Below are 19,881 nucleotides of genomic sequence, written 5' to 3' on the forward strand. Positions count from 1 at the left end.
AGGGAGCGGTATAGATGATGTGGCTTGGTTTAGCCATTTTTGTAATTGGTGTGATTGTAGTATTGCGGAAAAATAGGTCACAGAAAGAAGAAATTGTCATGCAGCAAAATCATGGGCAGCATGGAATCCTAACTGCGTCTGCTAGTACTGATGCAAATGTTGAAGATGAGTATATCATTGCCGCTATTACAGCAGCCATTCATGAATTTACTGGCTCAGGAGAATTTGAAGTAGTGAGGATTAGGCCGACTGCGCAAAATTGGATATTAACGGGTCGGCAAAATTTACTTATAAATCGTTAAGGTATAGAAAAGGGACAAAACCTATAAGTATTGGAGGAGGACCATGACGAACTATACGATATTGGTGAATGGAAGATCCTATGATGTTACTGTACAGAAAAAAAAGACGCCTGCTGACACATTCGTGAGTACTGGTAAAACCACTGCTCCCAGTCCAGCAGCCCAGCCAGCTTTGTCAGTTGGTGGTGAAGGCGAAAAGGTTACAGCGCCAATGCCAGGTAAGATCATTGAAATACATGTATGTCTGGGAGAACGTGTTAAGAAAGGGCAAGCCTTATTGATTATGGAAGCAATGAAAATGCATAATCCGATTCTTGCAGCGAAAGATGGTACCATTAGTAAGTTATTTGTCAAAGTGAATGATTCGGTGCAAAGTGGTCAGCCCTTACTATCCATTGGAACATAATAGCGAAAACCGCTCCGAGGCATTAGCTAAAGAGCGGTTTTTTTATAAAGTTTTGTAAGTGCAAAAACATAAAAAAATTATGAACCACAAAGGCACAATGCCGCTGCCACGGCACACAAAGGAGAGCACGAAAAAATAAATACCCCCCCTTTGTGTCCTTTGTGCCTTTGTGGTTTGATTAGACTCGAAGCGTTTTTACTAATTTTTGATACCTGTTTATCCTATTAGGACAACCGATTATTGATACGCTGGTCTGCTTTTTCAAAAAGACGCTTGCGATTGACGACTGCCCGCTGGTGGCGCCCACGACCAACTTCGCCATAATCATCAGAGGCTACGATATCAAATACCAGATTTTCACCGTTAATTTCAATGAGGGTAGATTTTACTCGTAGGGTCATACCCATGCAGGTGGGGGCATCGTGAGTAAACTCAAATGAGGTTCCTACCGTTGTAAAGCCTTCTGGGAGACGATTTTCTACTATTGCAATTGATGCATCAATCATTAAAGAAACAAATGCAGGAGTGGCAATCAAGGTCCCTAGTGAGCCTCTGCCATAATGTGTGGCAGTATCAGACTCATCCACTAATTTCTGAACCGTATTATTCATACCCGGCAGTAAGGAACTTCTCAAGTCAAACATATGGATAGCCTCCCTTTTATATATGATAGAAAAGCACTATAGATCTATTATATAGCAAACGCATTAATGTTCCAATATATGTAAAATGTATACAGAAGTCAAACAGAATGAAAAAGCAATGAACCGCAAAGGGGTTTATTTTATAGTTCTCTTTGTGTTTTAAAGAGAACATCGGAGTGATTCGTTATTATTCTTTGGCTAGCGGCTTTTTCACAGGAAAATCGAAGCAAGTAGTGACTGATTAGAGAAAGAATGATATCATAGTATCATAGTTGCAAAAGAAACTACTTATTACATGTATAAGTAGTTTCTTTTGTGCGTAAATAAACCCAAAAGGGTAGTAAAAAAGTTCAGCCTTAAAAGTACCTTAAGTGGCAATCTCCCTATTAGAGTGTATTTATGAAGCTGTTTTTGAATCAGGGAATTAACGTCTGGAATGCCTGTGCTTTCTAGATTGTGATAAATGAAAAGGATAAGGTGAGGGAATGAAATGGAAATTGTAATCATCAGCTTACTGGCAGGATGTTTATTGGGGGCTAGTAATATAATTACGGAAAAATGGATTGGACATTTGGATAAAATCGTAATGGCAATTGTTTTTGTTTTATTAATTGCTGTTGGTATTGGAATTGGCAGCAATCGAGAGCTCATTGGAAACTTAACGTTGTTAGGCTACAAAGCAATGGTGATCGCAGGTTTAAGTACGATTGGCAGTGTGTTTGCGTTATGGTTTGTCGTTTTAAAAGTAGATTTTTTTCAACATCACAAAAAAGAGGAAGAGCAATTATGAAAATGATTAGCTGTATTGTGGCAGCGGTTTTAGCAGGCATTGCTCTTGGATGGATGCTGCCTTCTTTGATGAACCCCGAGGTGTTGGATCAGGTAATCACCTATGTATTGGCGGTCATGCTATTTGGTGTAGGGATCAGCATAGGATATAATCGCCGGGAGTTAGTAAAGATAAAAGCCGTCGGCTGGCGTATTATATTAGTACCCGTAGCGATTGCGGGAGGAAGTCTTTTGGGGGCTTCTATTGCCAGCATGTTTTTAGATATGTCCTTGAAAGAAGTGTTAGTTGTTGGGGCGGGATTTGGCTGGTATAGTTTGTCTAGTGTGCTCATTACTCAGCTTTATAGTGCTGAGTTGGGAGCTATTGCATTTTTGGCTAATGTTTTCCGTGAATTAATGGCATTTGTCTTAATTCCCTTTTTAGCCATTCATATTGGAAAGATTGTGGCGATCGCTCCCGGCGGTGCGACAACCATGGATTCTACCTTGCCGATTATTGCTAAAATGACGGATACACCCACGGCAATGATTGCCTTCGTAAGCGGTCTAATATTAACAACAATGGTACCATTTCTGATCCCCTTATTATTGGCGATTTATTAAAGTAAGTGTGTCTTTTTAAATCATGCAATAAATTGGCTGTTATTTCGTCATGTATAATAGTGGTACAATAGGAAAGAAGAGTCATATTATAGTGAATCATAGAATTCTGGCTAGGTTGGGGGAATTCAGATGCTATGTATAACCAAGAAAAAGATGTAGTCGAGATCATTGTTAAAGAGCGAAAGAATGAGGCGTTAACATGTCATATGGGATCCTATTTATAAACTGTGCCTTTGTATTATATACAGTTGGAGTTTGGAGTGAGAAGATACAAGGTAAATTAAAACGAGGGCATTTGGTCCTTTTCTGGTTAGGAATTGTATGTGATGTTCTAGGAACATCAGCCATGGGGGAAATCGCCAAGGGGCATGTTGCTAGTGTCATACCCATAACCAGCGATTTTCACAGTTTGACTGGTATTATAGCGCTGCTATTGATGCTATTGCATACATGTTGGGCAACGGTCATTATCGCAACTCATAAAGAAAGCTGGATTCAAAAGTTTCATCGCTATAGCTTAATCGTCTGGTTGATTTGGTTGCTGCCCTTTATTAGTGGAGCAATTGCCCATTTTCTATAAATAAGCCAGTTGCCAAGAACTGGTATAGCAAAAAGGTTTTGGATTCATACTTCTGAACCATTCTATTTGAGAAAGATTGCAGGGCATATTACAAGAAAAATTTCCTGAAATTCTAGCAGGGGATGATATTAAATGGAACTTCACCAAATTCCTCATTGACCGCCAGGGGAATGTTGCAGGACGTTATTAGCCGACAACCGCGCCTTGTTTTGTTTTTTATTCTAAGTCCTTAATTGTACTCTTGCAGGAAAATGTCTTTGAATGGTAAATAAAACATAAATAGCGATTGTGGATTACTTTTCCAAGAATCTATGATCATGAGAACAAGGGAGGATATTATGGAAAAATCAAAGGTTTATTTCACAAATATGCGGGCAACTAGCAAGATGAACTTGCTGCAAAAGCTGGAGCGATTAGTAAGGAAAGCTGGAATTGAGCAAATTGATTTTACAGGTAAATTTAGTGCTATCAAAATACATTTTGGTGAACCTGGCAATCTTGCATATCTTAGACCGAATTACTCCAAAGTGATTGCAGATGTAATCAAAAATTTAGGCGGCAGAGTATTTCTTACGGATTGTAATACCTTATACGTCGGAAGACGTAAAGATGCTCTTGAGCATTTAGATGCAGCATATGAAAATGGCTATAATCCCTTCACTACTGGCTGTCAGATTATTATAGGTGACGGTTTAAAAGGTACGGATGAGTCATATGTACCTGTGCCTGTTGGAGAATATGTGAAAGAAGCGAAAATTGGTCGTGCTGTAATGGATGCGGATATTATTATCAGCCTAAGTCACTTTAAGGGTCACGAGCTGACAGGGTTCGGCGGTGCGTTAAAGAATATCGGCATGGGCTGTGGTTCAAGGGCTGGCAAAATGGAAATGCACAGTGACGGTAAGCCAAACGTTCGTACAAAAAGCTGTGTAGGCTGCGGCGCCTGTGTAAAAATTTGCGCTCATAGTGCCATAAGCCTTATCGATAAGAAGGCTCAAATTGATCATGCAAAATGTGTTGGCTGTGGAAGATGTATTGGGGTTTGCCATTTTGATGCGATTGGCGCTGCCTGGGACGAATCCAATGATGTCCTTAATAAAAAAATGGCCGAATACACTTGGGCGGTTTTAAATGGCAGGCCGCATTTTCATATCAGTTTAGTCATTGATGTTTCCCCATTTTGCGACTGTCATGCTGAAAATGATGTGGCGATCATTCCTGATATTGGTATGTTTGCATCCTTTGATCCCGTGGCCCTTGATATGGCTTGTGCTGATAAAGCAAATGCGGCGCCTGCCATTGCGGACAGCTATCTGGCAGAGCAGCTAAAGAATAAAAATGGCTCGTCGAATGACCATGATCATTTTCAAACGGCTCATCCTGAAACCAATTGGATGTCCTGTCTTGATCATGCCGAAAAAATCGGTATTGGCACCAAACAGTATGAGCTTATTGAAGTTTAGGCACAAAAAACTACCCACGTTTTTATAATGTGCGTAGTTTCTTCCCATGTATATTGAATTGTTCTTTAGAACCAAATCTTCGAACACTTTATACTATGTTTTACCGTCTCCTGGGTTTGATTCCTTGCTCTAACAATTCCTTGTCTAATCTTGCATAGGTAATGTCTCTATATTCTTCGAATGAAATTTCGTGAACTATTTCAGTGACTTTTCCAACAAGCGAAAGATGATATATCGCATCTTCTTTTTGCTTCTTGACTATCACATATTCTTTCCCATCCAAATCTGTGATCAATTTAAGTGTAATGTCGGCGCTCTCTGTTTCCTCACCCATAATCGTGTCTTTCGTTGTTCTATAGGTTCTGTACATTTATACTATCCTCATTTTCCCAGGAATCGGGTGTTGTGCTTCGTAAATGGAATGAATATCTCTCCTTCGTTGTGGCGAGGAGGAGTCCCCGCCACGTGCTGGTGCGGTGCTTTTGCCCCAACTGCATACTTTTTTCTTACCTTGGATTGCTACCAATTTATATCCCCCCATCTTCATCCTGTAGGAGGTTTCTTCTATCCCCAGTTCAGGATAGAAGAAACCAGCATACAGTTTGTTTCAGGGGAAATTAAAAAAACGCATATGCGAGGTCTTTTCAACCTACACATGCGCTTTGCTTCGTCTTGACTGCGCGCAGACGCTAAGCCTCTGCCAAAACTCACAATATTACTATTCCGAACAATGCATCCCTTGTTTTCAAGGAAAGATCACGGTATAATAAATTGTCGTCGTAGACAGCTAGCTGTTACGTGTAGGTGCTCGTACACCTGCTCGTGCCTGGGAGTGTTCCACCACTCTCAGGACACGGCGACTTTTTTAATTTCCACCTATTTCTAATTATATTATATTTTATGGAGATTGCAAGCTAAAATAGAGTGGAAAAAGTCCCTAAATTAACGAATTAAAACGTCAAAAATGCAACAATACGAAAAGGACCGCTCAAATCAGGATGAAAAATCCTTTTTAAGACGGCCCTTTTCTTTATGTATTTATTACAGTTTAAAGTGAACACCGCCAACGAAACCTTTTGAGATTACGTCACCTTTGGTGTCATCTTCAAATGTTAAATCTTTATATTTGGTGTCGTGATAACCAAGGTTAAAGTTAGTATCTTTGGCTATCTGGTAGCTTATGCCGATTTCATAGCCCCCCAGGTGGTTGCCTGTACTGAGTACTCCATAGACTTTCGTTTTTGGAGCGATTGGCATATTTGCAGCAATACCCACTACAAGTCCATCTTTTTGAGATCCGCCAACTGCCTCAGTTTGTGAAATACCTCCAAACACAGAAACATTAGCAATGGTGTCAAATATATTACTTATTACATTTAGCTGTTGGGCTTTAATTTCATTGCTTCCATTAAGAGGCGACTTTGTTTTGAAATTATTATAGGTATATTGTCCGGCAAAACCAAATCCAACCCCTGCTGTTACGCTGTATCCTACATTGTATTTTCCGTCAGCTTTTCCACTGTCATTTGTCAGGTCCGGAGCACCTAAATTCATATCAATTGAGATTTCCCCCAAAGAATAGTTTGGTACAGGGCTGGCTGAGCAAAGAGCTGAAGTGGAAATGAATAATAAAAAGACCACATAAATGATTTTTTTCAAGATAAAACCTCCCTATTTTTGTGTAAAATGATCTTTTGTATAGTTGTTACAAGGCAACCCTATCTATATTTTCTCTGTGTCCTCGATTAAAAAAGAAACACAAAGCAATTTTATATGGATTATAACAAAAGATTATTTTATTTGTATTTGAAGACTCGATATAAATCGCATATAGCTGCTTTTTGTCGTTTCATAAATAAGAATTGTGACAGAATCGACACATAAGTTACAACTGAATGTAATTTTAAGTTGGTATAATTTACAGATCTAAGATTCATTAGGAGGTAACATATGAGCATTCAACAGCGATGCTTTACAGCATTAATTCCCATGATCTTCATGCTGACTTTCAGTCAAGCTGCATTTGCAAACCCCTTAGAGCTGTCATTGGATGATAGCATTGCATTAGGAGGAATCGTAAGTGAGCAGTAAATATTCAACTAGAACATATGCCGCGATCATGATTTCGGCAATCTTAGTAGGTGCTGTAATTGTACATTCTGGTTGGTTCTCAAAGACACAAACCACCCAGGCTCCACAAGCAGTAGAAGTAAAAGCAACGAAAGTCGTACAGCGTGATACTCCGATTCAGTATGAATTCGTAGGACAAGTAAAATCGAAAGATGAAATCAAAATTATGTCTAAAGTATCTGGCAACATTGTGGCTAAAATGGTCAATGGCGGAGATTTAGTTTATAAGGGACAGCCATTGTTTCAGATTGATGACAAGCAGTATCGATCAGCCATAAATTCTGCTAGGGCAACCCTCAACAAATCAAAAGTGACACTACGTAATTCCCAAAAAGATGTGGAAAGGTATCAGAAATTAGCAAGTGTAAATGGTATTGCTCAGCAAACAGTAGATGCGAATGTGTCGCAAGCCGAAGAAGATGCTGCTACCGTTGACGTGAATCAGGCTAATCTGCAGCAGGCTCAACAGGATTCACAAGATACGTTAATCGTCTCACCAGTTGATGGACGAATTGATGTGAACGATGTAAGCAACGGATATTATGTAGTAGCGGGGTCCACTACTATGGCTACCGTATCATCAATGGACCCTATTTGGGTGCAATTTAGTATGAGTGAGAATGAATACTTAAACTTTGCTCAGCTTGGGAATGGTACGCTGCCAAGTAATTTTAAGGACAATCTCAAACTTACCCTTAGTAATGGAGTAGAATATCCGTTGATTGGTCATATTGAGCAAATTGATAAGGGCGTAAGTGATACTACGGGAACAATTACACTAAAAGCAGCTTTTAGTAATCCGCAAAAACTTCTTTTGCCTGGGATGTTCGCCCGGGTATCAGCCCAAGGAGATGTTCGTCAGGGAGCATTGCTAATTCCCCAGCGGGCAGTAAAAGAATTGCTGGAAAATACATTTGTTACTGTAGTGACAAAAGACAACAAAGCCGAAAGCCGCAGCGTGAAGATGGGAAATAAGGTCGGCAACATGTGGATCGTAGAAGAAGGACTTACTGTTGATGATTGTATTGTTGTAGAAGGAATCGACAAGGTTAAACAAGGAACAACATTAAAAGTAACCATGATAGAACCGGAGGATTTACAGACTCCGGCTAAGCAATAAGGGGGGAGATTTCAATGGCTAAATTCTTTATTGATCGCCCTATTTTTGCTATTGTTTTATCAATCATCATAACAATAATAGGTGTAACCGCTGCCTTCAGCCTGCCTGTGGCGCAGTATCCGCAAATCTCGCCGCCGACAGTAAGCATTAGCACAAGCTATCAAGGGGCAAATGCTGATGTTGTAGATCAAACGGTAGCACAGGTAATTGAACAGCAAGTAAATGGCGTAGAAGGTATGTCTTACATGTCTTCCACCAGTACAGATTCAGGTTCCTATTCGCTAACCGTTCAATTTGAATCTGGTAAAGACTCTGACACGGCAGCCGTGCAGACGCAAAATCGTGTATCAGAGGCAAACGCATCATTACCAAGTTCTGTTCAGACAACAGGCATTACAACTCGAAAAGCATCCCAAGATATGTCCATGATTTTTAATCTCTATTCTCCAGATGACACGTATGATGTGAATTTCTTGAAGAATTATGGAAGTATTTACTTTCTTGATGATATTAAACGGGTCAAAGGTGTCGGCGATGTGTCGGCATTTGGTTCCGATTACAGTATGAGAATATGGCTGCAGCCTGAAAAAATGGCGGAGCTGTCGATTTCGACAAGTGAAGTGACGTCGGCTATTGAAAAGCAAAATGTGCAGGCTGCTGCTGGTTCTCTTGGCAAAATGCCGGTAGCATCCGATCAGGAGTTCCAGTATACGGCCCGCGTAAAGGGACGCCTTAGTACTGCTAAAGAGTTTGAAAATATTATTATTCGTTCCAATTCCGATGGCTCAGCGGTTCATATCAAAGATGTAGCTAGAGTCGAGTTCGGCAGCAAAGAGTACACGTATGACAGTCTGATTAATGGGCATCACAGTGCCGGGTTTGCTATTCAGCTAACCAGTGATGCAAACGCCTTAGAAACAATCGGAAATGTAAAAAAAGTTCTGGAAGAAGCGTCAAAAAATTTCCCTGTGGGGATGCAATACAAAATAGTCGTTGATAATACCAATTTTGTACGGCAATCAATGATAGAGGTTGGGAAAACCTTTGCCGAAGCATTGCTGCTGGTCGTCATTGTTGTATTCCTCTTTTTACAAAGCTGGCGTGCCACATTGATTCCTACATTGGCAATTCCCGTATCCTTGCTGGGAACATTCGGCGCTTTTAGTGCCTTAGGATTTACGATCAATACATTGACCTTATTCGCCATGGTGCTTGCAATCGGGCTTGTAGTGGATGATGCGATTGTTGTAATTGAGGCAGTTGAGCATCATATGCGTTATTCAGGGCTGACTCCTTTAGAAGCTACGAGACGGGCGATGAGCGAAGTTTCCGGGCCGGTAGTTGCCATAGCCTTTGTCTTAGCATCTGTATTTATTCCAGTGGCTTTTTTTGGCGGAATGATGGGGATTTTATACAAACAGTTTGCTATAACTATTGCAGTATCCATGGCTCTATCTGCTGTTGTTGCGTTGTCCCTTACACCGGCACTTTGCGTACTGCTATTGAGACCATATGATCCCAATAGTCACAAGGGGGCTGTTGGCAGATTTTTTGATAAATTTAATGACTGCTTTGACAGGGCAATTGAAAAATATGGAGCAGGCTTAACAAAAATCATTGCGAAGGCACGTTTGTGTATGGTTTTGTTATTGGTTGTATTTATTTTGATTGGAGTATTGTATAAGCTGGTTCCCACCTCTTTTGTACCTGATGAAGATCAGGGATTCTATATGACCTCTCTTACTTTGCCAGAGGCATCCAGCTTAAATCGTACGATTAGTGCAATGAAAGGTTTAACCCAAACCGTGTCCTCTCAAGGAGGAGTTGTAAACGTGATGTCCTTATCTGGAATGGACATGTTAGGTGGAGGAACCAAGCCAAATGCAGGTGCAATGTTTATTTCATTGGCTCCGTGGGAAGAAAGAAAAGATGCCCAATTACAAGTGAAAGCGGAAATTGCACAAACCTTTATGAGTGGAGCTCAATTACCAGAAGGAACTGTAATTTCGTTTGCTCCTCCTGCTCTTCCAGGACTTGGGATGGTTGGCGGGTATAGTTTTATGCTGGAAGATCGAAGTGGAGGCTCATTGGATGATTTAGACAGCATATCACAGAAATTTATAGCTGCAGCACAGCAACGCCCTGAAATTGGGTCAATTGCTTCCAATTTCAAAGCCAATACACCGGGATATGAATTTGAGGTAGACCGGGCGAAAGCTGAGAAAATGGGTGTAGACGTTGACGATGTATTTACGACCTTACAAGTATTCCTTGGTGGATCACAGGTAAATGATTTTAATAAGTTTGGACGTACTTACAAAGTCACCGTACAGGCAGACGCCGCATTTCGCAGTGATGCTAATGCCATGAGATATCTGTTTGTAAAAAGTTCAAATGACACAATGGTACCCTTAAATACCTTAGTAAAAGCCAAGAAAGTAAGTGCTCCTTCGGTCATTACAAGATACAACGGTGTTAAGTCTGTTAAAATCAGCGGCAGCCAGGCGGTAGGATACAGTTCCGGCCAGGCAATGACAGCCTTAGAAGAAGTGGCTGCTGAAGTATTACCTGAAGGCTATACCTATGAATGGTCAGGTCAAAGCCGCGAGGAAAAGCTCTCTGGTGATCGGGCCCCCATCGTTTTTGGCATGGCAATAGTATTTGCATTTTTGTGTTTAGCTGCACTTTATGAAAGCTGGAGTGTTCCCTTTGCAGTGCTGCTTACTGTTCCCGTAGGAATCTTTGGGGCGTTTCTATTTCAGTATGCGCGTAATTTAGAAAATAGTGTGTATATGCAGATCGGTCTAGTGATGCTCATTGGTTTGGCTGCAAAGAATGCAATATTAATTGTTGAATTTGCCAAAGTCAGGGTTGATAACGGCATGCACCCTGTACAGGCCGCCATAGAATCATCCAAGATTCGTCTGCGTCCGATTCTGATGACATCCTTAGCGTTTATTATTGGCTGCTTTCCATTAGCAATTGCCACTGGAGCTGGTGCTGGTGCTAGGAATTCTATGGGGACGGCAGTTGTTGGCGGTATGTTTACCGCTACGACTCTTGGGATCTTTTTAATTCCTGTTCTTTTTGTAGTGATAGAAAAAATTGCATTGAGGAAGAAGGCATAAAACCAGGAAAAATGATGGCTCGTGTAGAAGCATAATGTATTGCCAGAAAGGCAATTTTAACATACTGCGAGCAGAACTAAATCGAAGTTGGAGGATTCTTTTCCATGAACATTGCATTCTTCCTGATTCCCAAAAATGAAGTCGTTCATTTGCCAGTGAATAGTACAATGCGGCAGGCCCTTGAAAAAATGGAATATCACCGTTATACGGCTGTTCCAATCATTGATGAGGATGGTAGATATGCCGGGACAATTACTGAAGGGGATTTACTATGGAAAATGAAAAACACACCAGGCTTAACCTTTGCTGATACAGAGCGGGTTATGATAAACGAAATTCCTTGGCGGATAATCAATAACCCAGTGCGTGTAAATGCTCAAATAGAAGGGCTGCTCTCCTTAGCCATCGTACAAAATTTTGTTCCAGTGGTGGATGACAGCGGAATTTTTATTGGGATCATTCGCCGAAGAGAGATTATTGAGCATTATGCAAAACAATGTTCGATAAAATCAGATGCTATATAAATCGTATACCGTAGCAAAAAAACGAGGGCGGCATAAAAGCCGCACTCGTTTTTTACTATGAGATACAATAAAGGCGCAATGCCGCCGCCTGCGGCACACAAAGTAGAACGCAAAAAATAGGTTAAAAACAGAACCCTTTGTGTCCTTTGCGTCTTTGTGGTTCAATTTGTTTTATCTGTTTTTAAAGACGCATCAGTACTTTTCCTATATTACAAATCAAGATTGACGATGGTTCTGCCTTGAAGTTTTCCCTGCAGGATTAAGTCGATTTTTTTATCTAAGCCGTCTAATGATACTTCTTCGACATTTTGTTCCAGCTGAAGAGGTTTCCATTCATTTGCAAGTAAAGACCAGAGTTCCAAACGCAAGTCCATAGGGCACATTACGGAATCCACTCCATATAGAGTGATACCTCTTAAGATAAATGGATATACAGAAGTTAATAACTCAGGAGAGGCTACATTTCCGCAGCACGTTACACTGCCGCCATAGTTAGTGGATTTTAACGCAGTGGCTAACATATTTCCGCCAACGGTATCAATGACTCCAGCCCAATTTCCTTTTAAAAGGATTCTTCCTGATTGATCATTAAGCTCTTCTCTTAAGATGATATCTTTGGCGCCGATTTGTAATAACATCTCTTTAGCTTCTGCTTTACCAGTAGCTGCAATCACACTGTAGCCAAGCTTATGTAAGATGCTCACTGCAATACTGCCTACGCCGCCTGTTGCTCCCGTTACCAAGATATTACCTGCATCGGGTTTGATACCGCCATGTATCATCTTATAGACAGAAAGAGCAGCCGTAAAGCCGGCAGTGCCGTAGATCATACTTTCTCGTAATGAAAGATTCTCAGGTAACTTAACTATCCATTCTGCAGGTACTCTAATATACTGGCCGTAGCCGCCAGATGTATTCATGCCTAAATCATAACCAGTAACCAGGACTTCATCCCCAGTATGGAATTTTCCATTACTGCTTTTTACAATAATTCCTGCGGCGTCGATGCCTGGAGTATGAGGATATTTCCGTGTCACGCCCTTATTGCCAGAGGCAGATAAAGCATCCTTATAATTTAAAGAAGAATATTTCACTTGGATTAAAACTTCTCCCTCTGGAAGGGCAGTAAGCTCTCTATTGATAATTTCTCTTGAAAATGTAGCATCCGTATTTTCTGTTACTAACATGGCTTTAAAATGGGTTATAGACATGGATTCACTTTCCTTTCTTAATTGAATAAGTTTGTTAAAAACATTATAACAGATAATAGTTTTGTGTCAAACTATATCGGTTTTTAAGAATATTTCATATTGACATGGGATTTTACGTAGTACTATAATTACAATGGTTATCCGATATAGAATTACTACTTGTTATGAGGTTGTTATTATGAAGGATAAATACATCGTCTACTTTATCAGTAGAACGAAAGATAAAATGTTACACTTTATTGAAAAGCAACTACAGAAAAATGAATTGGATGATTTGATTCCGTCTCATGGAAATATTCTTACCGCCCTTTATGAAAATCATGATAAGCTAACCATGAAGCAAATAGCCAAAACAATCGGCAAGGACAAATCAACGATAACACCATTAGTAAATAAACTAATGGATTTAGGCTATATCACAAGAGAAAAAAATCAAATGGATAAGAGAGTTACGTATATCATGCTTACGGAGAAGGGCAAGCAAATGCAGGCAAAGTTCAGTGGGATCTCAAATGAGGTATATCGAACAGCCTATAAGGGATTTTCCGTTGAAGAACAGAAAGTTTTTCTACGTTTATTAAAGAAATTAAATAATAATTTTGATTCGGTTTAGTATTAACCGATTGGATAAAGATAACTCCAGCAGAGTAAAGAAAAATTTGCTGGAGTTTATTTCAATTGCAATAAACTCCAGCAGTGAGGGGGTACTTTATATTGTTAACTTAGTGTTGTGTACTGATAATACTGCCATCAACCCCGATGATTACAAAGTCAAAGGGAATGGACTTGCCGCTGTTTTCTAATGCTTCCCGGGCAGCATTTACCAAACCGCTGCAGCAAGGCTTTTCCATCCGCAATACGGTGATGCTGCTGATGGTATTGGATTGGAAGATTTCTTTGAGCTTGTCGGCATAATTGCCGTCATCCAGCTTTGGACAGCCAATTAGGGTAATTTTATCACGCATAAAATTGTGATGAATGTTAGCATAGGCATATGCGGTACAATCTGCGGCAATCAAAACATGAGCATTGTCAAAATAACTGGCAGTAATAGGAATGAGTTTGATCTGACAAGGCCATTGTTGTAATTGGGATTGTGGCACGATTGTTTGCTCTGGCAGTTGGCTGCCAGCCATTTTTCTTTCAATTCGGTTGGAACGGCTTCCAGGACATTGAAATGCTGTATTTGCCGGAGCACTGGCAGGGGCAGCTGTAACAGGCTGTTCTTCCAGGGTAATCGCACCATTCGGGCATACTGGCAAGCAGATTCCCAGACCGTCGCATTGGGAGGCTGAAATCAATTTGGCTTTACCATTGACTAATTGCAAAGCACCTTCATGACAGGTTTCGGTGCAAATTCCACATCCGGTGCATTTTTCTTCATCGATTTTACTAACTTTTCGAACTTGCATCGTATATTCCTCCTAAGGGATATTTATTGAATTCTTATACCTAACTGTAATACAATATAAGTGAAAAATCGGTAGCTATGGCTACCTAAAGTGAGGTGAGGATCATTTGGATGCAAATGTAGTAAAAATTCTGGTTTCATCGCCTATTTTTCGTGATATTTCACCGAGTCAACTAGATATCATGTTAGATTGTCTAAATCCTAAAATCAATACTTACAGTAAAAATAGTTATATTGCCGTCGAGGGTGAGCCCTACACTGGTTTGGGCATCTTGTTATCAGGGGAGGCAGCAATCATAAAGGAAAGTGCATCAGGCAGCCGTGTTATCATGACGGTGATTGGTCCAGGAGACTTGTTTGGAGAAATGATCGCTTTCTCACCAAGAAAACATTGGCCGGCATCGGTTTTTGCGCAAGGTACATGCTCGGTGATGTTTTTGCCCCCTGAGAAAATAATCGGTGAATGCACTCAGGTTTGTGGAGGCTATAAGCAACTGATTAAAAACATGCTGGTGCTTTTATCAACTAAGGCACTAATGCTGAATCAAAGAGTGGAATATTTGGCGATAAGAGGCATGCGGGAGAAAATAAGTATTTATCTTCTTGAGCAATATAAGATCAATCAAAAAAATACCTTTGTTTTGCCCTTAAAACGCAATGAATTAGCTGATTTTCTCAGCGTTTCCCGCACGGCACTTTCCCGGGAGTTAGGCCGCATGCGTGATGAGGGCATCATCGAATTTTATCGGACGTCAGTTAAGATTAATAATCTTGCCATGCTAAGAAGAGGAGCTGAGTGAGCCCAGCGTATTTGGATTTTGAAATAGAAATCTTTTGGCGGATGAAGTGGCGTTGCAGGAATATTCCTTCTAATGGAAAAGTACAAGCGAAAGATGGTATAGCTTAATTTAAAATGAGGAGAGAGATATCATGGTAATTGTAATTGCAAGACAAACGCTGAAATTCGGAAAAAAGGTTGAACTATTTGCTCTGGCAAAAGACGTGATTGCAGCCACCCGGAAAGAAGAGAAATGTATAAGTTATGAGCTGCTGGATGATCCATATGACGACAATCGCTGCGCTTTTGTAGAAAGATGGGTAGACAAAGAGGCTCTCGTAGAACATCTTAAAACACCTCATCTTAATGAATGGCGGCAAAAATCAGCCAATCTGTTGGCTGAAAAAACGACAATTGAGCTTTATCAGTCTGATGAAATAAGCTTCTGACAGAGAGTATGCCATGTTTCAAAAGTAGATAGTTATTCTAAAATTATATAAAGCTTTTTAAGGAAAAGGTTGAAACACACCAGAACACAAAGATGTACAAAGAACACAGAGACGTGTTTATTTTACATCTTTGTGTTCTTTGTGGTTCCTTCGATTCGTTTATCTGCTTAAATATGACGTGGCGAGGTGTTTCTTATTTTCAATAGACATAGCTGCAATGCAGCTATGATGATTTACGGTGATTGCGAAACTCTAAGGGGGTATAATTCATAAACTTTTTAAACATTACATTATAGTAGTTTTGATTATTGAATCCCACAGAAAGAGCGATATCCAAGACAGATAAATTTTCCTTCAATAGCAGTTCCTTGCTTTTTTCAATACGGATTTCATTTAGGTACTGAGAAAAATTTTTCCCTGTCTCCTTTTTAAATAAGCTGCAAAGATAATATTTGCTGATATTCAGGTGTGCTGCAATATCCGATAGTGTGATTGTTTCATGGTAACGTGCATTCAGGTAATCAATGGATTTTTTGATATAGGCACTATAGGGCATGTCATTAAATTTTTTGATTTTTTGCTTTAGAAACGCACTATCTGCTGCTATGGTGCCCAGCAATGTGATTAAGTAAGGTATACAATAGGTTGGCTTGTATACGATGTCGGAGAGATTGACAGCTTCCAAAGTGGTGTAAGGACCTAGGATGTGAAAGCCCCAATTGATGTTTTTGCTGCAAACCCAGCAAGCGGTGAAAGAAATAGATTCCAAGCAGGGGATCGTAATGATGCAATTCTCGGTCCTTGTGACAAGTTCCTGGCGTACTTGCTCAAAAATGTTATGGTGTTCAAAAAAATCTTCCATATCTCGGTTATAGCCAGAGGAATGAATGAGATTTCCGTTGAAATCAAAGGTTCGGATGGGAAGGTGAGTACACAAAAAGAATTTTGTATCGATTTGACGGATATGTTCTTGAACCGACATGCAGTATACCTCCAAAACATCAGATAGGATTCTTAATTTTGACGTTATAATTGTGCAGATATATAACGTGATAACCGTTATCAATTATTGATTTTATTTATTGTATTCTTCTTTGCTTTGCTTGTCAATGAGTCTTGGTGAGTGTGCCTCGCATTCTGCAAGACATTTATTTTCTAAAAATCACAATATTATTATAAAAATCGTAATATCCTTCTAAGAAATTCGTAAGAGAAATGCTATCTTTAATTGAGAAATAAAATCAGTGTAATTTCATGAAAGGAACGGATGTACGTTACTTTCATACTGAGATAAAGTAAGGAGTAATAGCATGACAAGAAAATTATGGATTTTGGGATTGGCGGTTGTAATCGCTGGCGGTCTCATTACTGGTATTTATGTCAATAAGACGGTGTTATACCAAGCCGATCAGAGTGTGCCAGTTTCAGCAAAGGGTCAAGTAGGGAGAAAAAGTCATTCTTATCTTGGGAAAGAATATATCTTGCCTGATAAGATTGACAAAATTGTAGTTACTGGTGCGCTGGAAGCATTAGAGGATCTGTTAGTTTTGGGGGTGAAGCCCGTTGGTGTTATGACGATTGGCGGGACGTTTCCTACCCTGTTTGCAGACATTACGAAAGATGCGAAACCCATCGGAGAACGGATGCAGCCTAGCTTTGAAGCGATTTTGAAAATAAGACCAGATGTCATTTTGAGCAGTGACAAATTCCCTGCATCTACGGCAGAGCAATTGAAAAAAATTGCTCCGACCATCCCCATATCCCATTTTCCCATTGACGGGAAAGCCAATCTCCTCTTTCTTGGCGAATTGACTGGTAAGCAAGAACAGGCAAAAGAAGTGCTGCGAAAGTATGAGCAGGATGCGGCAGCTGCCAAAGTTCGCTTGCCGGAAGGGGTGAAGGACAAAAAAGTGATAGCAGTACGAATTCGTGCGGGTAATATTGGTGTTTATCCAGCGAATGTATTTTTAAATGAAATACTGTATGGCGAATTAGGTTTGTCTGTCCCAGAGGAAATCAAAGCTGTTAAAGCACAGGAAGTCATTTCTTTGGAGAAGTTCAGCGAAATGGACCCGGATTATATCTTTCTACAATATGCGGTGCTTGAAAGTCCGGCACAGCCTAACGTATTGAAAGACTTGCAGCAGAATCCGATTTGGCGGAGTATGAAAGCAGTAAAAAATAATAATGTGTTTATCAATGTAGTTGACCCTTTGGTGCAAGGGGTAGCAATCGGTGGAAAAATTCAGTTTCTAAATGCTGCTATAGAAAAATTATCACAATAAACGGTACAAAGTGAGTGGAACCAATGTATGTAAAACGTTATTTTCCCTATATGATTTTGCTGGCAGCTCCAGCGTTGATCCTTCTGATGGCGGCTTTATCTATACTCTATGGTGCAAAAGAGATTGATATGATGACGATACGAAATGCCATATTTCAATTCGATCCCACCAATGTGGATCACCAGATTATTATGAGTTCCCGTCTGCCCAGAGCGATGGGAACTATGCTGATTGGCTGTGCTCTTGCGGTATCTGGGGCGCTGATGCAGGGAATTACCAGAAATTATCTGGCTTCTCCCGGAATTATGGGTATCAGTGATGGTTCAATTTTAGCTGTTACCTTGAGTATGATTTTGCTGCCCGAAGCCTCTGATTTGCAGCGGATCATATTTTCCTTTGCCGGATCTGCTCTTGGGGCGGGGGTTGTCTTTGGTTTGGGATCCATATTGCCCAATGGATTATCGCCAGTCAGGCTGGCTATCTTAGGGACGATTATTGGAACCTTTCTAAGCAGCTTTGCTTCTGCGTTAGCAATCTATTTTCAAATCTCTCAGGATATTGGCTTTTGGTATCATGCCCGTCTGCATCAATTGCAGCCGGAGCAAGTAGGATTAGCAATTCCCTTTGTAGTAGTCGGAATGCTTGCGGCTCTTCGAATTGCCAGATCTGTCACCGTACTTTCCCTGGGAGAAGAAGTAGCGGTCAGTTTGGGGCAGCGGACTACTGTCGTTAAAGTCTTGGCTGCAGCTGCTGTCATGCTCTTGACGGGGAGTGCTGTGGCCTTAGCTGGCAAAATTGCTTTCGTAGGTCTGATTATTCCCCATATCGTCCGCTTCCTTGTAGGTGCTGATTATAAATGGGTCATACCTTGTTCAGGGGTACTAGGGGCCATATTTTTGGCTTTATCTGATATAGTAAGCCGCTTTCTCAACTATCCCTTCGAGACTCCAGTTGGAGTCATTACCTCTCTGATTGGCGTGCCTTTTTTTCTTTATTTAGCGAGGAAAAAGGGGGGCAATAAGTATGCTTAAATACAGTCAGGAACGTTTTGTGGGCATCATGCTTACTGCTCTAGGGCTAATTGTGGCTGCTATGTATATAAGCCTTAGTTATGGAGTCTTTGATCTTACTTTTGCTGAGGTCGTTAAGACACTATTCAGTCAGGGAAACGGAGAATATGATGTGCTGATTTATCAATTTCGACTGCCCAGGATCGTGATTGCCGGGTTGGTAGGGACGGGTCTGGGGGTCGCCGGAGCTGTATTACAAGGTGTTTCCCGAAATGGGCTGGCTGATCCTGGCATCTTAGGCATCAATGCTGGAGCGGGTCTTGCCATTGTTGTATTTATGTTCTTTTATCAGGGAAAACTTGCTGGATCGGATTGGTTTTCGATACTGGCTATGCCCTTTTTTGGTTTAATTGGAGGATTAGCTGCTTCCATTTTTGTATATCTTCTTTCGTGGAAAAATGGGAGGCTGGATTCTCAACGCTTTTTGTTAACGGGAATTGCCCTTGGTTCTGGTTTTGCGGCACTTTCATTGTATATTACATTAAAAATGGATCCTACGGATTTTCATACAGCGACAGTTTGGAGCGTCGGCAGTCTGTTTCATGCCAATTGGCAATATAGCATCTCCATATTGCCTTGGTTCTTATTTTTACTGCCTATCATTTTCTGGAAAGCCCATATTCTTGATTTGTTTCAACTAGAGGAAAGCAGCGTCAAAAGCCTGGGTGTTTCTGTAGGAAGAGAGCAGGTTATTTTATTGCTTTGCAGTACTGGGCTGGTTAGTGCCTGTGTTTCTGTGTCCGGGAGCATCGGGTTTGTAGGATTAATTGTTCCTCATTTAGCCAAATCCCTGACGGGTATTCGCCATCAGCAAATGATCCCTCTATGTGCAATGTTAGGCATGCTTCTTGTGATCGTGGCAGATTTCATCGCCAAAAACATCTTTGCACCGGCAGAAGTCGCTACAGGAACAATCATATCCCTGATTGGAGTACCTTATTTTATTTATTTGTTATTTAGAAGTAAAGCCTAAGAGGATGTGTATGGA

Annotated in this window: 22 protein-coding genes; 16 read left to right on the forward strand and 6 right to left on the reverse strand. The window is 40.6% G+C overall.

All coding sequences use genetic code 11. The features are described from left to right. Window positions 1-14: 14 nt before the first annotated feature. Together JBW_RS00595 and JBW_RS00600 are read left to right on the forward strand one after the other, a co-directional pair. Window positions 15-302 (forward strand): hypothetical protein, encoded by a 288-nt coding sequence (locus JBW_RS00595; RefSeq protein ID WP_007960881.1) that lies wholly within the window; start codon window positions 15-17, stop codon window positions 300-302. 43 nt (window positions 303-345) lie between these two features. Further along, window positions 346-708, forward strand: coding sequence for a biotin/lipoyl-containing protein (locus JBW_RS00600; protein ID WP_007960880.1), 363 nt, complete (start codon window positions 346-348; stop codon window positions 706-708). A 224-nt stretch (window positions 709-932) separates the two neighbouring features. Here JBW_RS00600 and JBW_RS00605 read toward each other — a convergent pair whose 3' ends face one another. Further along, complete coding sequence (locus JBW_RS00605) at window positions 933-1,352, reverse strand: thioesterase family protein (RefSeq protein ID WP_007960879.1); 420 nt, start codon at window positions 1,350-1,352, stop codon at window positions 933-935. A gap of 490 nt (window positions 1,353-1,842) precedes the next feature. On the opposite strand from JBW_RS00605, the gene JBW_RS00610 reads away from it, so the two are divergent. The 4 genes from JBW_RS00610 to JBW_RS00625 all read left to right on the forward strand — a co-directional run bounded on the left by JBW_RS00610 (window position 1,843) and on the right by JBW_RS00625 (window position 4,787). Continuing rightward, on the forward strand, window positions 1,843-2,142 hold the full coding sequence (locus JBW_RS00610) for a LysO family transporter (protein ID WP_007960878.1): 300 nt from the start codon (window positions 1,843-1,845) through the stop codon (window positions 2,140-2,142). Then, window positions 2,139-2,744 carry a lysine exporter LysO family protein gene (locus tag JBW_RS00615; protein ID WP_007960877.1) on the forward strand — a complete coding sequence of 202 codons (606 nt, stop codon included), beginning with the start codon at window positions 2,139-2,141 and terminating at the stop codon, window positions 2,742-2,744. Before JBW_RS00610 ends, JBW_RS00615 begins: the two co-directional genes overlap by 4 nt. Before the next feature lie 199 nt (window positions 2,745-2,943). Continuing rightward, entirely contained in the window at window positions 2,944-3,324 is a 381-nt protein-coding gene (locus JBW_RS00620) for an HsmA family protein (RefSeq protein ID WP_007960876.1), read from the forward strand. Between the two features lie 338 nt (window positions 3,325-3,662). Next, window positions 3,663-4,787 (forward strand): DUF362 domain-containing protein, encoded by a 1,125-nt coding sequence (locus JBW_RS00625; RefSeq protein ID WP_007960875.1) that lies wholly within the window; start codon window positions 3,663-3,665, stop codon window positions 4,785-4,787. A 100-nt stretch (window positions 4,788-4,887) separates the two neighbouring features. Here the strand turns inward: JBW_RS00625 and JBW_RS00630 are convergent, their stop codons facing one another. Both JBW_RS00630 and JBW_RS00635 read right to left on the reverse strand, forming a co-directional pair. Further along, window positions 4,888-5,157, reverse strand: coding sequence for a hypothetical protein (locus JBW_RS00630; RefSeq protein ID WP_007960874.1), 270 nt, complete (start codon window positions 5,155-5,157; stop codon window positions 4,888-4,890). A 671-nt stretch (window positions 5,158-5,828) separates the two neighbouring features. Next, window positions 5,829-6,446, reverse strand: coding sequence for an outer membrane beta-barrel protein (locus tag JBW_RS00635; protein ID WP_007961013.1), 618 nt, complete (start codon window positions 6,444-6,446; stop codon window positions 5,829-5,831). 291 nt (window positions 6,447-6,737) lie between these two features. Here JBW_RS00635 and JBW_RS24905 point away from each other — a divergent pair, with 291 nt between their 5' ends. The 4 genes from JBW_RS24905 to JBW_RS00650 all read left to right on the forward strand — a co-directional run bounded on the left by JBW_RS24905 (window position 6,738) and on the right by JBW_RS00650 (window position 11,689). Beyond that, window positions 6,738-6,878, forward strand: a complete 141-nt coding sequence (locus JBW_RS24905; protein WP_007961015.1) for a hypothetical protein — start codon at window positions 6,738-6,740, stop codon at window positions 6,876-6,878. Beyond that, window positions 6,868-8,037 (forward strand): efflux RND transporter periplasmic adaptor subunit, encoded by a 1,170-nt coding sequence (locus JBW_RS00640; protein ID WP_007961017.1) that lies wholly within the window; start codon window positions 6,868-6,870, stop codon window positions 8,035-8,037. Before JBW_RS24905 ends, JBW_RS00640 begins: the two co-directional genes overlap by 11 nt. Before the next feature lie 14 nt (window positions 8,038-8,051). Then, window positions 8,052-11,165 carry an efflux RND transporter permease subunit gene (locus JBW_RS00645; protein ID WP_007961019.1) on the forward strand — a complete coding sequence of 1,038 codons (3,114 nt, stop codon included), beginning with the start codon at window positions 8,052-8,054 and terminating at the stop codon, window positions 11,163-11,165. Window positions 11,166-11,269: 104 nt separating this feature from the next. Further along, the gene (locus JBW_RS00650; protein WP_007961028.1) at window positions 11,270-11,689 is read left to right on the forward strand and encodes a CBS domain-containing protein; all 420 of its coding nucleotides are present in this window, start codon (window positions 11,270-11,272) and stop codon (window positions 11,687-11,689) included. Window positions 11,690-11,898: 209 nt separating this feature from the next. On the opposite strand, the gene JBW_RS00655 is transcribed toward JBW_RS00650, so the two are convergent. Next, a complete protein-coding gene (locus tag JBW_RS00655; protein ID WP_235334105.1) occupies window positions 11,899-12,876 on the reverse strand; it encodes a YhdH/YhfP family quinone oxidoreductase in 978 nt (325 codons plus the stop codon). A gap of 202 nt (window positions 12,877-13,078) precedes the next feature. Here JBW_RS00655 and JBW_RS00660 point away from each other — a divergent pair, with 202 nt between their 5' ends. After that, entirely contained in the window at window positions 13,079-13,513 is a 435-nt protein-coding gene (locus tag JBW_RS00660) for a MarR family winged helix-turn-helix transcriptional regulator (protein ID WP_007961042.1), read from the forward strand. Between the two features lie 109 nt (window positions 13,514-13,622). On the opposite strand, the gene JBW_RS00665 is transcribed toward JBW_RS00660, so the two are convergent. Then, window positions 13,623-14,312, reverse strand: a complete 690-nt coding sequence (locus JBW_RS00665) for an ATP-binding protein (protein ID WP_007961044.1) — start codon at window positions 14,310-14,312, stop codon at window positions 13,623-13,625. Between the two features lie 106 nt (window positions 14,313-14,418). On the opposite strand from JBW_RS00665, the gene JBW_RS00670 reads away from it, so the two are divergent. Both JBW_RS00670 and JBW_RS00675 read left to right on the forward strand, forming a co-directional pair. Then, window positions 14,419-15,111 (forward strand): Crp/Fnr family transcriptional regulator, encoded by a 693-nt coding sequence (locus JBW_RS00670; protein WP_007961046.1) that lies wholly within the window; start codon window positions 14,419-14,421, stop codon window positions 15,109-15,111. 130 nt (window positions 15,112-15,241) lie between these two features. Further along, entirely contained in the window at window positions 15,242-15,538 is a 297-nt protein-coding gene (locus tag JBW_RS00675; RefSeq protein ID WP_007961047.1) for a putative quinol monooxygenase, read from the forward strand. Window positions 15,539-15,761: 223 nt separating this feature from the next. On the opposite strand, the gene JBW_RS00680 is transcribed toward JBW_RS00675, so the two are convergent. Then, entirely contained in the window at window positions 15,762-16,520 is a 759-nt protein-coding gene (locus JBW_RS00680; protein ID WP_007961048.1) for a helix-turn-helix domain-containing protein, read from the reverse strand. A 328-nt stretch (window positions 16,521-16,848) separates the two neighbouring features. Between JBW_RS00680 and JBW_RS00685 the strand changes: the two genes are divergently transcribed. Genes JBW_RS00685 through JBW_RS00695 form a run of 3 tightly spaced genes read left to right on the forward strand, consistent with a single transcriptional unit; the run spans window position 16,849 to window position 19,866 of the window. Then, window positions 16,849-17,823: an ABC transporter substrate-binding protein gene (locus tag JBW_RS00685; RefSeq protein WP_007961049.1), complete on the forward strand. Its 975-nt coding sequence runs from the start codon at window positions 16,849-16,851 to the stop codon at window positions 17,821-17,823. A 23-nt stretch (window positions 17,824-17,846) separates the two neighbouring features. Next, window positions 17,847-18,854 carry a FecCD family ABC transporter permease gene (locus tag JBW_RS00690; RefSeq protein WP_007961050.1) on the forward strand — a complete coding sequence of 336 codons (1,008 nt, stop codon included), beginning with the start codon at window positions 17,847-17,849 and terminating at the stop codon, window positions 18,852-18,854. Next, on the forward strand, window positions 18,847-19,866 hold the full coding sequence (locus JBW_RS00695; protein ID WP_007961051.1) for a FecCD family ABC transporter permease: 1,020 nt from the start codon (window positions 18,847-18,849) through the stop codon (window positions 19,864-19,866). Before JBW_RS00690 ends, JBW_RS00695 begins: the two co-directional genes overlap by 8 nt. Window positions 19,867-19,881 lie beyond the last annotated feature (15 nt).

This window comes from Pelosinus fermentans JBW45 (assembly GCF_000271665.2).
Taxonomy (GTDB): Bacteria; Bacillota; Negativicutes; order DSM-13327; family DSM-13327; genus Pelosinus; species Pelosinus baikalensis.

Bases quoted from the DNA above. Each gene is read 5' to 3' on its own strand.
- JBW_RS00595 (WP_007960881.1), top strand. From the start codon at position 15: ATGATGTGGCTTGGTTTAGCCATTTTTGTAATTGGTGTGATTGTAGTA.
- JBW_RS00600 (WP_007960880.1), top strand. From the start codon at position 346: ATGACGAACTATACGATATTGGTGAATGGAAGATCCTATGATGTTACT.
- JBW_RS00605 (WP_007960879.1), bottom strand. From the start codon at position 1,352: ATGTTTGACTTGAGAAGTTCCTTACTGCCGGGTATGAATAATACGGTT.
- JBW_RS00610 (WP_007960878.1), top strand. From the start codon at position 1,843: ATGGAAATTGTAATCATCAGCTTACTGGCAGGATGTTTATTGGGGGCT.
- JBW_RS00615 (WP_007960877.1), top strand. From the start codon at position 2,139: ATGAAAATGATTAGCTGTATTGTGGCAGCGGTTTTAGCAGGCATTGCT.
- JBW_RS00620 (WP_007960876.1), top strand. From the start codon at position 2,944: ATGTCATATGGGATCCTATTTATAAACTGTGCCTTTGTATTATATACA.
- JBW_RS00625 (WP_007960875.1), top strand. From the start codon at position 3,663: ATGGAAAAATCAAAGGTTTATTTCACAAATATGCGGGCAACTAGCAAG.
- JBW_RS00630 (WP_007960874.1), bottom strand. From the start codon at position 5,157: ATGTACAGAACCTATAGAACAACGAAAGACACGATTATGGGTGAGGAA.
- JBW_RS24905 (WP_007961015.1), top strand. From the start codon at position 6,738: ATGAGCATTCAACAGCGATGCTTTACAGCATTAATTCCCATGATCTTC.
- JBW_RS00645 (WP_007961019.1), top strand. From the start codon at position 8,052: ATGGCTAAATTCTTTATTGATCGCCCTATTTTTGCTATTGTTTTATCA.
- JBW_RS00650 (WP_007961028.1), top strand. From the start codon at position 11,270: ATGAACATTGCATTCTTCCTGATTCCCAAAAATGAAGTCGTTCATTTG.
- JBW_RS00655 (WP_235334105.1), bottom strand. From the start codon at position 12,876: ATGTTAGTAACAGAAAATACGGATGCTACATTTTCAAGAGAAATTATC.
- JBW_RS00660 (WP_007961042.1), top strand. From the start codon at position 13,079: ATGAAGGATAAATACATCGTCTACTTTATCAGTAGAACGAAAGATAAA.
- JBW_RS00665 (WP_007961044.1), bottom strand. From the start codon at position 14,312: ATGCAAGTTCGAAAAGTTAGTAAAATCGATGAAGAAAAATGCACCGGA.
- JBW_RS00675 (WP_007961047.1), top strand. From the start codon at position 15,242: ATGGTAATTGTAATTGCAAGACAAACGCTGAAATTCGGAAAAAAGGTT.
- JBW_RS00680 (WP_007961048.1), bottom strand. From the start codon at position 16,520: ATGTCGGTTCAAGAACATATCCGTCAAATCGATACAAAATTCTTTTTG.
- JBW_RS00685 (WP_007961049.1), top strand. From the start codon at position 16,849: ATGACAAGAAAATTATGGATTTTGGGATTGGCGGTTGTAATCGCTGGC.
- JBW_RS00690 (WP_007961050.1), top strand. From the start codon at position 17,847: ATGTATGTAAAACGTTATTTTCCCTATATGATTTTGCTGGCAGCTCCA.
- JBW_RS00695 (WP_007961051.1), top strand. From the start codon at position 18,847: ATGCTTAAATACAGTCAGGAACGTTTTGTGGGCATCATGCTTACTGCT.